General features: G+C 59.7%; 8 protein-coding genes and 3 pseudogenes. 8 read left to right on the top strand and 3 right to left on the bottom strand.

Annotation, left to right across the window (positions count from 1 at the left end; genetic code table 11):
* Nucleotides 1-3 precede the first annotated feature (3 nt).
* From arsS to L5014_RS03200, 3 genes are all read left to right on the top strand, one after another.
* The gene (arsS, locus tag L5014_RS03210; RefSeq protein WP_238462161.1) at nucleotides 4-987 is read left to right on the top strand and encodes an arsenosugar biosynthesis radical SAM (seleno)protein ArsS; all 984 of its coding nucleotides are present in this window, start codon (nucleotides 4-6) and stop codon (nucleotides 985-987) included.
* Nucleotides 988-998: 11 nt separating this feature from the next.
* Nucleotides 999-2024, top strand: a complete 1026-nt coding sequence (locus tag L5014_RS03205; protein WP_238462160.1) for a hypothetical protein — start codon at nucleotides 999-1001, stop codon at nucleotides 2022-2024.
* Nucleotides 2025-2210: 186 nt separating this feature from the next.
* Entirely contained in the window at nucleotides 2211-3020 is an 810-nt protein-coding gene (locus tag L5014_RS03200; protein ID WP_238462159.1) for a YiiX/YebB-like N1pC/P60 family cysteine hydrolase, read from the top strand.
* A gap of 414 nt (nucleotides 3021-3434) precedes the next feature.
* Here the strand turns inward: L5014_RS03200 and L5014_RS03195 are convergent, their stop codons facing one another.
* Nucleotides 3435-4091, bottom strand: a complete 657-nt coding sequence (locus L5014_RS03195) for a TIGR04282 family arsenosugar biosynthesis glycosyltransferase (RefSeq protein ID WP_238462158.1) — start codon at nucleotides 4089-4091, stop codon at nucleotides 3435-3437.
* 1543 nt (nucleotides 4092-5634) lie between these two features.
* On the opposite strand from L5014_RS03195, the gene L5014_RS03190 reads away from it, so the two are divergent.
* From L5014_RS03190 to L5014_RS38550, 5 genes and pseudogenes are all read left to right on the top strand, one after another.
* Nucleotides 5635-6888, top strand: a complete 1254-nt coding sequence (locus tag L5014_RS03190; RefSeq protein WP_238462157.1) for a DUF2957 domain-containing protein — start codon at nucleotides 5635-5637, stop codon at nucleotides 6886-6888.
* A 19-nt stretch (nucleotides 6889-6907) separates the two neighbouring features.
* A pseudogene (locus tag L5014_RS03185) lies at nucleotides 6908-7741 on the top strand (OmpW/AlkL family protein).
* A 338-nt stretch (nucleotides 7742-8079) separates the two neighbouring features.
* Nucleotides 8080-8970 (top strand): annotated as a pseudogene (locus L5014_RS03180) (LysR family transcriptional regulator); the annotation flags it as partial.
* Nucleotides 8971-9547: 577 nt separating this feature from the next.
* A pseudogene (locus L5014_RS03175) lies at nucleotides 9548-10690 on the top strand (efflux transporter outer membrane subunit); the annotation flags it as partial.
* 2 nt (nucleotides 10691-10692) lie between these two features.
* Nucleotides 10693-11349, top strand: coding sequence for a TetR family transcriptional regulator (locus L5014_RS38550; protein WP_274389226.1), 657 nt, complete (start codon nucleotides 10693-10695; stop codon nucleotides 11347-11349).
* Nucleotides 11350-11447: 98 nt separating this feature from the next.
* Here L5014_RS38550 and L5014_RS03165 read toward each other — a convergent pair whose 3' ends face one another.
* Entirely contained in the window at nucleotides 11448-13427 is a 1980-nt protein-coding gene (locus tag L5014_RS03165) for an FAD-dependent oxidoreductase (RefSeq protein WP_338019258.1), read from the bottom strand.
* A 35-nt stretch (nucleotides 13428-13462) separates the two neighbouring features.
* Nucleotides 13463-13618, bottom strand: coding sequence for a hypothetical protein (locus tag L5014_RS03155; protein WP_238462156.1), 156 nt, complete (start codon nucleotides 13616-13618; stop codon nucleotides 13463-13465).
* Between the last annotated feature and the right edge of the window lie 45 nt (nucleotides 13619-13663).

Raw genomic sequence — 13663 nt, 5'->3', positions numbered from 1 at the left:
ACCATGCACGATACGTTTCCGTTATTGCGCGAAAGCGATTTTCCGCGTATCCGGCGCCGCTCCCTCGATTGTCTACAGGTCAATCTGGGGTACCGGTGCAATCAGTCGTGTGTCCATTGCCACGTCGCCGCAGGCCCGACGCGCACCGAGGAGATGAGCCGCGCTGTCGTGAATGACATCCTTAGGGTCCTCGCGAAGCACCAAATTGGCACCCTCGACCTCACCGGTGGCGCTCCGGAGTTGAATCCCCATTTTCGATTCCTCGTGCATGAGGCGCGTGCGCTCGACGTGCACGTCATCGACCGCTGCAATCTCACCATCCTCGAGGAACCGGGGCAAGAGACGCTTGCCCGCTTCCTGGCGGACCACGCGGTCGAAATCGTGGCGTCGCTTCCTTGCTACTCGGCAGAAAACGTTGACCGGCAGCGCGGCGATGGTGTGTTCGAATCAAGCATTCGCGCACTGGTTCGCTTGAACGCGCTCGGGTATGGCGACGAAAGCAAAGAGCGCCATGCGCTCAGTCTCGTCTATAACCCGCAGGGCCCGGTTCTGCCGCCAGATCAACAGGCACTCGAGGCGGATTATCGCCGGATCCTTGGCGAGCAATTCGGCATTCGATTCACCCGTTTGTTGACTCTGGCGAACATGCCGATCCAGCGCTTCGGCAGCACGTTGATCTCGAAGGGCACATTTGCAGCATACATGAAACTGCTCAGAGACAACTACGTTGCGGCCAATCTCGACAGCGTCATGTGCCGCAGCTTGATCAGCGTCGACTGGCAGGGATATTTGTACGATTGCGACTTCAATCAAATGCTCGGGATACCGATTTCGAATAAGGAGGGCAGGCGTGCGTGCGTGGCCGACCTGCTGGAAGACGATTTTGTCGGCGCAATGGTTCGCGTTGCGGATCATTGCTTTGGTTGCACGGCGGGGCAGGGCAGCAGCTGCTCAGGCGCATTGCATCCGTCGTCGGTCGTCGCTTGACGTCGTAAGCAATGGATGATCTTGCCGATAGAGGGGCGCCTGGAAGGTTGTGTCCTTTCGATTATCACTACGGTGCCGCGACGTTCAACCGGAAGGCCGACCTGGAAGCGACCACGCTCTACGTCGTCGGCGGGCTGTACGGAAATCGTCCTGCGCTGGATGCGGTCGAACTTATGGCGAGCCTTGAGAGGGCTTCGCTGATCTTCAATGGCGACTTCCACTGGTTTGACCGGAATGGTGCCATCTTCTCCCAGGTCGATTGGCGTGTCCGTCGCCATCATGCGCTGCGCGGAAACGTCGAGACCGAGTTGGGCCGCGTGCACGATCTGGGAGCCGGATGCGGATGCGCATATCCGCCGGAGGTGACGCAACAAACGGTAAACCGGTCCAACGCCATTATGCGCGACCTCCGCCATACTGCTGAACGACGTGGCGGGCAAGCTGCCTTGGCCGATTTGCCGATGACGCTTGTCGTCAAGGTCGGCCGGTTGCGCGTTGGTGTCGTACACGGCGACTGCGAATCGCTGGCCGGCTGGCGTTTTTCGGCCGCAGTATTGGATCGGGCCGAGACGCCTATATGGCTTGAGCAGGTGCGCAGACAATCGCGAATCGATGTGTTCGCTTCATCCCACACCTGCCTTCCCGTGATGCGTTCATTCGCTCTGCAATCCGGGCCACTCGTCGTCGCGAACAATGGAGCGGCGGGTCTGCCAAATTTTGCGCGAACGACATACGGAATCGTGACACGGATCGGCACGAGGCCTTCACGCCGACGCCCCCTTCATCAGGTGAAACTGCACGGCGCCTACATCGAAGCCATCCGATTGGACTACGATTATTTGCATTGGCACAAGGAATTCCTGTCCCAATGGCCGAGCGGTTCCGAGGCGTGGCTTTCATACTGGGAGCGAATCGTTGACGGGCCGAATTACTCGCCGACACAGGCCTATCCAGAACTCGAGCGACATTCTGGATTCGTTGACGGGGCCAGCGAAATACCTCTTATATCGGATATCCGTATCACGCGTGTTCCGTAGGCGAGAAGCCCGCGACCTCTCGTTAAACTGTGTAAACGCGGTTATCCGAACCCGACTAAGTATCGGGAGAGTCACTTCGATTGACGAAGATTCCGTCGACTGAACTCGGATTCGCGTGGCGAAGCACCACGACCACCGCATTGACGCGCGATTCGTCAGGCAGAACTATGCGAAGAGGAGGGAACCATGGATTTCTTCTGTTCCGCGATCGGTCGACGCCTCGCGCGGTACTTGTCCGCTCCGGTCAAAACGAATGATATCGCGCCAGCGACGCGTCCGGACACTCTGCTCAAGCATCTTATGCCGGGTGACGTCGTCTTAGTTGAAGGCAATTCGCGCATCAGCGGTGCGATCCGTTATCTGACGCAATCAACCTGGTCGCATGCCGCGCTGTATGTGGGCCATCATGCTTCCGGAAAAGCCAACGCGTTTGTCGAGGCCGACATTCTTGAGGGGGTGCGAATCACAGGGATCGATCAGTTTTCCGGGTACAACACGCGCATTTGTCGGCCTGTTGGCTTGTCCGAACGGGATGCTGTTCGCGTGTGCGAATTCGCCATTGCCAGGATTGGTCAGCAGTACGACCTGCGCAACATTATCGATCTTGCGCGCTACCTACTCCCGACGCCCCCAGTTCCGCAGAGGTTTCGCCGACGCATGCTTGAGCTGGGGAGCGGAAGTCCGACACGGGCAATTTGCTCGACGCTGATCGCGCTCGCCTTTCAGTCTATCGGCTATCCGGTTTTGCCCAGCATGCGCAAGGAAAGCGTGGGCATTCCCGGCTGCGAGTCGTGCTTCAACGAGATCCTGCGCGTACGCCACCACAGCTTATTTGTACCACGCGACTTTGACCTTTCCCCCTACTTCTCGATCGTCAAACCTGCGATCGAGGAGCACTTCGATTACACAAGTCTTCTCTGGGAGGAAAATCCAGGAGAACTCATTCCAGTCGCCGAGGCAGGCAGCATCGTGTCGGCAGACCGATGCCGAGGCTAGCTTTAGCGTTGCAAATTGCTGTAACGACGACCAATGTCGTCCGTCTAATGTTGGGATGGCGATCAGAGACATCCTCCGACCATGCCTCCCCGCTTCGGCATGGGCGTTCACCCGCTTCGAGGACATTGCACCCGGGCGGGTTTTTTTTTGGTTCCTCTTCAAACTGGACCAAGATGGGTTGGAGTTGCATGGAAAGGCGTTTGCACAATAGGTCCGTCAACTTGTCAGGTGCGCTTCAAATTGCCTCTTTGCGAAGATCTTGCACGGAGCGTCAGCGACGAGCAGGTCGTGGCCACCCGGTCGATCGCTGGTAAGCTGCATGCAATGGGTTCCCGACTTTTGTATGTCGGCACGAACGCAAAGTCGTTGCGCCTATAGTCGTGGCCGGTCAATAAGGTGCGACGGCCCGCTTTGTTATAGGCCTCTCTCATCGGCTTCATTGGTGATGGATTCGAGACGCTCAAGATCCTTGGCGCGATCGACATCCCATAGGGCGGGCTGCTCATGGCATTCGGCCGAAATCCATCGCAATCGCTCGCGAGTGCAAGCCATAACTTGCGCGGTGCCCCATGGCATGTTGTCAAACAACGCGTCGAGCACGGCATTGAGCCGCGCACGTTCAGCGTTCGACACGCCGATAGCCACATAGCCACCGTCTTCGGCTGGTATTGCCGCGACTTCGGCCCCATCGCGCAGCGCTGCGAACATCTGCTCAAGGTGGTGTGCGTCGAGAATCGGACAATCCGCGCCGACAATTGCCACTGCATCGGTCTCGACAAGCATCGTGCGCATCGCATGTTTCATCCGCGCACTGAGATTGGCACCGCGCTGCTTACGCAGCGCGATGGCAAACTCCCGGCTAACGGCGCGCAGCATTGGATGAGAGGAATCGCCCGCGATCCACAATGAGCGCGGACAGCCGGTGTTGCATACAGTGTATAGCGTGCGTCGCAGCAGGCGTTGATATAGGGCTGCCGCGCCATCGGCACCTAGCATCGGAATCAGTTGGGTCTTGACCTCGCCGGGAATGGGCGGCCTGGAGAAGATAGCGACATGACTTGCGGTCAACATAAGGACGATATCGAGGTTCGACGTACGGGGAATCGACTGTCGCGGCTGTGTTCAAAGCTGTAATGACCGTCGACGGGATGGCACTTAGCGGGCCCCGCGAATGGTTCGCGGCTGTCGATAACTCAGCGCGTTCGGCGTTCATTGACAGCATCGCACGTCCGCGATCGACAGAACGTGCCGATGATCGCGGATGCGTTGCTGGAAGCGGACCAATATGCATACCTCAATGCAAACGCTTGCTCGCGCCCATCAGTTTTTCATGACGATATCGACGGGCAATCCACACCGACCGACGGACTTCACGATGAGGGGGGCACACTGTATTCGTGTCCGCAGGCGGTTATTTTTGCGTGCATTCAAACTTTCCCCTTGCTGTCTCATACCGGAGAAGCTTCATGTTTGAATCGGCGGGCGCGTCGTTGCAGCCGACCAGTATCGCGATTACCCGCTGCCGATTGTCTCGGATGGATATTCGACATTCGTTCACGGAGGAGGTCGGGCCGGCGTGCAACACAGCAGCATTGTGAAAGAACGCCACCACGGTTGGACGCGCGGGTTATTGAACTGCACACTTCGCACCACATTTTTCCGCGCATTTGGCACAGCATCGGGCCCCGCACTTGGCGCCCGCAGTGGTGCCGTACTTGACCAGTGCCAACTCAGTTTCCGTCATCGCGGTGGCCGCAGGAAATGCGATTGCGGCAGCGGTCAGCCTAGCAATCGAGAAGTCGATTGTCGTCGACTTCGTCATTGAATCCTCCTAAGAGTGGTTAGGTTCATCAAACGATCCCTCGACCATTAGTCGCCGACGGGCCGCACTTTTTACATCTTTCTGTGGCATCGCGTTGAGGGGCGGTTTTCGGTTTGCTTGCGCGGCGGGCGGCGTATTTTAGGCCGACTCCGATGGGAGACATCGCGAAGGTGATAGACGATCTGCTGAAGCCCAATATCAAGTGTGACCAACGTTCGGAGTAGCCCTTCGCGATGTACCGATTCCGCACACGCCGTACCAATCGTCTGACAGAAAAACATGCGATCTGATCGGCACAACGTTGCCACATTGGCGGGCAATGAAGAAAGGGCGAATTGTTGACAACCCTATGTGTCTTGCGACCCATCGAGAGCGAAATGAGTCAACGATGCTGTGCATCGATCAGGAACCCGCTGCGAATCTCACGATAGTCGACGGTCCTGCCTCCCACGCCAGCATCAACGTGATAGCGATCAATTCAAACGAAGATGGCACATCAAATTTTATTTGACTCGCCAGTTTCGTTTGAATCGGATTGGTCAATCGATTTTTAAAATCTTTATTTGCATATGTTGGCATCAATGTTACCTGTTTAGATGAATTCGTCGATTGACAGATAAATACGTCGCAGCGAAATTAACCCGCGAAATTGAATCGGACGGAGACAAAGGCACGTCATGCGCCATTTCGAATGGAATAACGACAGCCAACCCATAGGACCTTTTTCTATCGCCGATCGTGGGACGACGGCAGCTCGCCGGAACGCAGATAAGACAATTGAGGAGGAGAATCATGAAGGCGAATCTCATTTTGGCGCTCGCGCTGTCGGTGCCTCTTCTTTCTGCCTGTGGAGGCGGTGGTGGTGACGGATCAAATCCGTCGGCATTCACCGAATCGAGCCTTTGTCCGCCATCGTCGGACTACAACACCGTCTACACGGGGGGCACGGGAAGCGGCGAACTCGTCAAGCTGCAGCTCGACACCACCAAGATGACTTGGCAACTCACCTATGTCGAATCGCCGGTGCCGCGCACGACTAGCACCGTCACGCCGACTCGCGCCGGCACCATTGACAGCGGCACGCTCACGCAGGAAACAACGCTGCCGACGACGAAGCAGAACATTTGCACGTACCGCCTCAATGGCGCGAGTCTCGATCCGAGCCGTCCGGCGCGTATCTTCGTCGGCTTCGGCGTCGCAGGCGGCACGATTCCCGGCAAGGAGATCCAGTTCAACGGCGTGCTCGGCCAGGCAGCCGTGCCCGACACGAAATTCCCGTACTACCCGTTCATCGGCTTCTCGTCGATCGAAACCGACATCACAAAGGTCGCGGGCACGTACAGCCATGTCGGCTTCGGCGAAGTGCCGTCGCAGAACTTCGCGCCGGCGTCGATTGATGCGAAGGTGACGATCAACGCGGACGGCACGTGGACCAAGTGCGACTGGACCGGCCAGTTCGCCGGTGGCGCATGCGTGCAGCAAGGCACGAACTTCGTGCAGTCGGCCGACGGCAGCGGCGCGTTCCAGTCGAACAACTACGCGAGCCAGCTGAAGCCGACGCTGTCGGCGACGCCGCAGGGCAAGGGCTTCATGATCGTCGGCAAGCTGCGCGACCAGCTCGTGCCGATCCTCGTGCGCACGGGCGTCGCGAACCCGAATCCGACGCCTGACAGCAACGGCGTGCCGGGGCTGACCGCGGACGACGAATCGAGCATCTCGATCCTCGCGCCGCAGACGGCGATTGCACTCGACTCGCAGAATGGCGAGTACATCGGCGTCGACAGCGCGTTCAACTATCGGACCACCGCGCTGATCGACAAGCAGGCGACGCTGCTCGATCCGTTCCAGCCGTCGCAGGCCTCGCTCGCGACCGCGCTCGACCTTGACTACACGCAGCGGGTGCCGGGCACGGTCACGACGATCCACACGGGCGCGAGCAGCTCGGCCCCGACCGGCAAGTTCATCTTCACGGGTGGTGTGTTCGGCTTCCTCGACATGGCCAATGCGTCGTCGCCGTATTTCACGATCGGCGCGTTCGTCCAGTAAGCGCGCACGGGAGGCCGTCATGAAGAAGATTGTTCTCTGCGCGGCGGCCGGCGCCGCCGCGCTGGCACCGCTCGTGGTGCGCGCGCAGAGTGCCGGCAGCACAGTGGTCACGCTCGGTTGACTCCACATCATGCCGCAACAAAGCAGTTCGCCTTTTACGACCGACGTCGCGCCCACACCGATCAACACGCCATTGCGCGCACCTGCGTCGTTCACGTCGCCAGGCACCGGGCTGCACACGAGCGGTGCTGAGACCGTGGGCCTTACAGTCAGCCATTTCCTTACCGACCATATCGCAGTAACAACGTTGGCGGGGGTGCCTCCTCTGTTTCATGTGTCGGGACGTGGCACGGTCAAACCACCCGGCCCGGCCGGCGCACTCGGCTCGCAGAATATCGGACTCGCGTCGATCAATCCGGTCGAAAAAAGCGTGCGCGGATGGACTCCAGCCCTGATCCTCCAGTATTACTTCGCGCAGGCGAACGCAAAACTTCGGCCGTTCCTCGGTCTCGGCGTGTCGTACGCCTGGTTCAGCGACTTACAACTGAGCCAGAACTTCGTGACCCAAACCCAGAATAATCTCGGCGCCGTCCTTGCTGCGGGCGCGGGCAAGCCGGGATTGACACAGGTGTCGGCGAAAACGTCATCGTCTTGGGCACCCGTCTTCAACGCGGGACTTGCCTTCAACATCACTGACCACTGGGGATTTGTCGCGTCGGTCACATATATTCCGCTCAAGACCACATCGACCACGACGATCAGGGCTGCCGATGGCACGGTGCTGGCACAGACGAGAGCCGAGCTAACAGCTGACCCGATCATCAGCTACCTCGCGCTGTCGTACCGATTCTGACAACCGGATTGACGCGAGCCGCTCATCACGGATCGTGCAATGGAACTGAGAGTAGCGGCGAAATACGGGCGATCCGAGCGTTCAGATGAGGCGCGCATGAGTTCTGCCGAGCTCTCATGCCTCGTCACACGGCCAGTGCAGGCGCGTCCGGGATCCCATTTCTCCGCCTTTGGCACGCTTTACACAGTGAGGGTTCGCCGATCTTGCCCGCCGCCGTTCGAAATTCATGCAAACGGCAACGGGACGTGATTGCTGGTAAACGAATCCGGAGTTGCTCGTCTAATAGACAAACGAGGAGGGTGTCCTCTGGTTTCTCTGGTCAAAGGATGGAGGTGTTCATGGATCATTTGCAGTCGATCAAGCTGTTCGTCAAGGTTGCCGATTTCGGCAGCTTCTCGGGGGCGGCGAACGCGATGGACATTTCCAGGGCAGTGGCGACACGACACATCGCGGATCTCGAAGGACAGCTCGGCACCCGGCTTTTCAACCGCACCACGCGCAGGCTATCGTTAACCGAATCCGGTCAAGTCTATTTGGAGCGCGTCCGCCAGATTTTGATGGAGCTCGACGATGTCGAGCGAATGGTCATGGCGCGAAATCGCGAGCCCGTTGGCATTCTGCGAATCGCCGCACCTGTCGTCTTTGGACTGCAAAACCTCGCGCTCGCGTTGCATACCTATACGCAGCGTTACCCGAAGGTAGTTCCCGACTTGACGCTTGTCGATCGACAGGTGGACCTTGTCGCTGAACGCATCGACGTCGCCATCGTCATTACGCGACAGATGAGCGGAACGAGCGCCGTGGCTCGTCGCTTGACAACAGGGTGTATGACAGTCTGTGCCGCGCCTGCCTATATTGAGCGGCACGGTAAACCGACCCATCCCGGTCACCTGGACAAACATCAGTGCTTGAGCCTGCCAGACGAATTCCGCGGAGGCGATCTCGAGTTCACGAATGCCGCCGGTACAGTGCAAGTGTGTCCTCCGAACGCGGTGATCGCGAACAACACTGCAGTACTTCGTCAGTTCGCGTTGCTCGGCACAGGTATTGCGGTTCTTCCAAGCTATCTGATCCACAATGACATCCTGCGAGGAACATTGGTTCCGCTGCTTAGCGACTATAAATTGCCGCAGTTCGAGATCAAGGTGGCCTACCCAGCCCGGTCCCACTTGTCGGCGAAGGTGCGAACGTTCATCGATCATCTGATTGCGTATTTCGCAGAATCACCGGGCTTACCAACGTCCGAAAACACGGTTAATAACAGCAAGCATATGTGTCTGCAACTCGAAGCAGCTTGATTGTCAAATAGACTGTGTCGGGAGGAAATTGCATAAAAACTGCGCCGCCCAAGGATGCTCAGGTGCTAGCTCATCAAGGTATCGCGGTCAGCCGCGCGAACACCCCAACCGTCCTGAATTATCCACCTGTGTAAGCAGGTAATTTCGGTCACGCGCGTGGCCAACCTGATTACAAAGCGCATACCGGTCCGAAATTCGGTTGACGTTGTGAGTTGTTGTAAACGGAACATGTCTCCGGCATCTAACAGACTGTTGGAGTGCCTGCCGTGATCCGGCGGGAGGAGTAAGGTGGAGGACACCCTTGAGCCGGACTCGATGTGCAGAGCCGACAGCTACACCGAGTCGATATTTTCGATGAGAAAACTGGCTGACGTCGCGCCAGCCGATCGTCCTCTGCAGCCTATTCGCCTTTGATCGAACGACGCGCTCAAGCGCACGACCCGTTGCGGCGTGCGATTTTGAGAGCGCCTGACAAACGCAACCCAGTCAGCGATGAGAGTATGACGAAACGAATCAGCGACACCGAGTTCGTGCACCCCACAGCGTGTTATCCGCGTCGTGGGAGTTCGACCTGTTCGGTCGCGTGCAGAGCCTGAAGGACCAGGCGCTCGCGCTGTACTTCACGACCGCGCACGCTCGGCAGGCGCGGGAGATCGCGCTGGTGTCGCAGGTGGCGGACCAGTACCTGACGCTGCTGTCGACTGACGATCTGCTGAAGGTTACGGAAAACACGCTGAAGACCGCGCAGGCGTCGTACGACCTGACGAAGCTACAGTTCGACAACGGCACGGGCTCGGAACTCGACCTGCGCCAGGCGCAGACAGTCGTGGAGACTGCGCTCGCGAACCAGCATGCGCAGGCGCTGAGCTTGCTGGTGCTGCTGATCGTCGAGCCGCTGCCGGACGACCTGCCGCCCGGCATGCCGCTCGACGCGCAGAACTTCCTGACGGACATCCCCCCGGGGCTGCCGTCGGATCTGCTGACGCGCCGTCCGGACATCATGGAAGCGGAGCAGAACCTGCTCGCCGCGAACGCGAACATCAGCGCGGCGCGCGCGGCGTTCTTCCCGAAGATCTCGCTGACGGGCGCGTTCGGTACCTCGAGCCCGGCGCTCGGCGAGCTGTTCAAGGCAGGCACCGCGGCATGGTCGTTCGTACCGCAGATCACGATGCCGATCTTCGAGGGTGGACAGAACCTCGCGAACCTGAACCTTGCGAACGTACAGAAGAAGATCCAGATTGCAAACTACGAGAAGGCGATCCAGTCGGCGTTCCGCGAAGTGTCGAACGGGCTGGCCGCGCGTGGCACGTACGACCAGCAGGTCGCCGCGCTCGAGCGCAACGAGCATGCGCAGCAGCGCCGTTACGATCTGTCGGACCCGCGCTACAGGAACGGCGCCGACAGCTACCTGTCGGTGCTGACTGCGCAGACTGACCTGTACTCGGAGCAGCAGTCGCTGATCAGTGCGCGCCTCGCGCGCTGGACCAATCTCGTTGACCTGTATCGCGCGCTGGGTGGTAGTTGGATCGAGCGGGCCGGCAAGACATCGCGCCCCGCCGATCAACGGACCGACAACGGGAACTCGTCCGATGCACCTGCGTCGAGGCGGGCTGACATGTCCGTCAGAAAGCCTGGCATCCAAGCAAGCTGACGATGGCTCGCAAGACGAAGGAAAAGGCATTGCTCACGCGCGAATCCATTGTTGACGCGGGTGAGCGCCTTTTTGTCGAACGAGGCGTTCGGCCAGTTTCCCTCGAGGAGATCGCGGAATCGGCTGGCGTAACACGCGGCGCGTTGTATTGGCACTTCAGCGGAAAAGGCGATCTGCTTCTCGAGATATTCGTCAGACTGCGCGCCCGAATGCGAGGGGAGTTGATCGAATTGACTCAATGCCGAAGTCGCGACATGGCATTGCGCAACGTCACGCGCTTTTGCCGGTTGATGTTGTCGGACGGAAGCAGGAGAAAGGGCAAGGGTGAGCACATCCGCGCATGGATCACTCACTACGAAATCTTTCTCGATGAACCGTTGACTGTGCGGCTCGTGGGTGAGCTTTTTCGGGAATTGCACGAGGCGCTGGCTGACCTTGTTCTGCGATCTCGTGGTGGCGCTGGTGGTGGCGGGCTGCCACCGCACGGGGATTCCGAACTGGATGCGTTTCTTTTGCAGGCACTCCTGGTCGGATATGCGAAGCTGAATGCGATACGTGCTCAACCCCGTCACGTCCGCGCGACAGCGGCCTCCATCGTGAATCGCGGCGTGGACGCGATATCGTCGCGGTCAGGGTCCTCCTCCGAATCAACGGCGTAATTCACCATGCTGAGTTTTCGGTAAACTTTTGTCGGAATTTGCCGTGATGTCAATGTGTTCGATGGCTTTGGTCATTTGTGGATTTCTTGCAAAATCACCTAATCAGGGGATGAGTCAGTGATCAGACGCGTGCCGCGGCGGGAGGTCAGATAGGCCCAGAACCAATCGAGCGCGACGGCGGTGCGGTTACGGACACCGGCGAGAAACGCAATATGCACTGCGCCCCACAGCCACCAGGCAACCGCGCCCTTGAGGTGGATCCGGCCGAAATCGGCCACGGCGGCCTTGCGCCCGATGGTGGCCAAGCTGCCGAGATGGCGGTAGCGGAACGCGCCAGGCGGCGTAGCCCCGTTGATTCGTGCACGGATCAGCCTGGCGACATAAGCGCCGCCCTGCTTGGCGGCGGGTGCCAGTCCGGGTACCGGCTTGCCGGCCCATCCTTCCGAGGCTGCGGTATCGCCGAGGGCGAAGATGTCGGGATGACCGGGAATTGAGAGGTCAGGGCCCACCTTGACGCGCCCAGCGCGGTCAGCCTCGGCGCTCAGCCAGGCTGCTGCCGGAGACGCGACAACACCAGCCGCCCACAAGACGGTCCGCGCCGGAATGAACTGGCCGGCAATAGTCACACCGCGCGCCTCGACGTGCTCCACCCGGGTTCCCGGCACCACTTCGACGCCGAGGGCGGCAAGTGACCGGCTGGCGGTCGCGGACAGGGATTCTGGGAACTGGGCGAGGATGCGGGGTGCCGCCTCGACCAGTAGGATTCGTGCCGACGCCGGGTCGATAGTACGAAATTCCTGGACCATGCCCTGGCCCGTCAGCTCAGCGATGGCGCCCGCCAATTCCACTCCTGTGGGCCCACCTCCAACGATGACAATGGTAAGGAGGGCGGCCCGTTCTTCTGCATCTGCGCTGTTCTCAGCGAGCTCGAAGGCCAGCAGTAGGCGCCGCCTGATTGCCGTCGCATCCTCGATTCGCTTCAGCACGGGGGCGAACTCTGCCCATTCGTCACGGCCGAAATAACTGTAGCGGGCGCCGGTGGCGAGCACGAGGTAGTCGTAGGGAATCGCCGACGATCCCATGGAGACCGTGCGCTTTTCGTGATTGATCCCGCCGACCTCACCGAACAACACTCGCACGTTGGGCTGATCGCGGAACAGGCTGCGAATCGGAGTGGCGATATCAGCGGGCGACAGCCCGGCCGTGGCGACCTGGTAGAGCAGCGGCTGGAACAGATGGTAGTTGTGGCGGTCGATCAGGGTGACGCGACAGGCGGCACCGCGCAGGCCTCGTGCGGCCGCGACCCCGCCGAACCCGGCACCGACGATAACAACATGTGGGAGATCGGCAGACTCATTGTCCTTGGTGTCCTTGGCGCGTGCGATACGAAGGATCAGCCGGTCGAGGGCCAGCGGGCCCGGCCCCCAGCTCGCGGCCAATAACAGCAGCGCAGCGAGGTAAAGCGGTCCGGAATCCTTCATCGGTCCAACCAAGACGGCAAGAAGCAGAGGAAGCGCAGCAAGACGGGTGAAACCGCCCAGCGCGAAGGCAAGGCCGAAGGGCGCGATGAGGGGAGCTTGTCGCAGGACCAGCAGCACGACCCCAAAGCGGAGTAGGACCAGGAAGACCGGTCCAAGCTTTTGCGTAACCAGAGCGAACACGCGACCGGTCATTCGCGCCGCTGGGAGCGCGCTGTCCTGGACGCCGCGACTTAACAGCTGGTCGAGCGAGATCGGGCCGGCGCCGATAACCAGATACCAGCCGAACAACGCCGCCCAGTACAGGTTTTCCGGCAGGGCGACGTAGGCGAACTGAATTACCAGCGAGAGGATCAGCAGCGGGATCGCAGCCAGTCTCGTCCCCAAGCCGAGGAAGAGGAGAACCGGCCCGAGGAGTTCGATGATGATGCCCACGACAGCCGCCGTCTCCGGCGCCATCCACGAAACGGGATAGACATTGGCGGCCAAATAGAGTGCATTGTCCCAATTGGCGGCCTTGAGCAGGCCGGAGACGAAAAATTTCTCGCCCAGCCACAGCCGGATCAGCAGATCGACGACAGGGTACAGGCTCGCGGCCACGTCCTCCCACCGGCTGTACCAAGAGGCTAGGCGTCTCATCGCTGCGCTCCTGAGGCAGGCCGATTGACCCGGGCGGGATTCACTTCTTTAACGGGCGGTCGAGGGACCAGTTCGCCGAGTCGCGCGAGATGATGCGGATCACTGCCGCTGGCGACCCAAAGACCGTGGTTGACGCTCAATTTCTTCTTCATGACTATTCCACTCCCGAAAGGGACAGTCGTTTCTGTTGCAGAGCG

The sequence above is a fragment of the Paraburkholderia tagetis genome (assembly GCF_022213065.1).
Lineage (GTDB): Bacteria > Pseudomonadota > Gammaproteobacteria > Burkholderiales > Burkholderiaceae > Paraburkholderia > Paraburkholderia tagetis.
Note: the sequence above shows the minus strand (reverse complement) of the source record. Positions and strands in the feature narration are given on the sequence as shown.

Excerpts from the sequence above, each read along its gene's own strand:
- L5014_RS03200 (WP_238462159.1), top strand. The coding sequence starts at position 2,211 with ATGGATTTCTTCTGTTCCGCGATCGGTCGACGCCTCGCGCGGTACTTG.
- L5014_RS03190 (WP_238462157.1), top strand. The coding sequence starts at position 5,635 with ATGAAGGCGAATCTCATTTTGGCGCTCGCGCTGTCGGTGCCTCTTCTT.
- L5014_RS03205 (WP_238462160.1), top strand. The coding sequence starts at position 999 with ATGGATGATCTTGCCGATAGAGGGGCGCCTGGAAGGTTGTGTCCTTTC.
- L5014_RS03195 (WP_238462158.1), bottom strand. The coding sequence starts at position 4,091 with ATGTTGACCGCAAGTCATGTCGCTATCTTCTCCAGGCCGCCCATTCCC.
- L5014_RS38550 (WP_274389226.1), top strand. The coding sequence starts at position 10,693 with ATGGCTCGCAAGACGAAGGAAAAGGCATTGCTCACGCGCGAATCCATT.
- arsS (WP_238462161.1), top strand. The coding sequence starts at position 4 with ATGCACGATACGTTTCCGTTATTGCGCGAAAGCGATTTTCCGCGTATC.
- L5014_RS03155 (WP_238462156.1), bottom strand. The coding sequence starts at position 13,618 with ATGAAGAAGAAATTGAGCGTCAACCACGGTCTTTGGGTCGCCAGCGGC.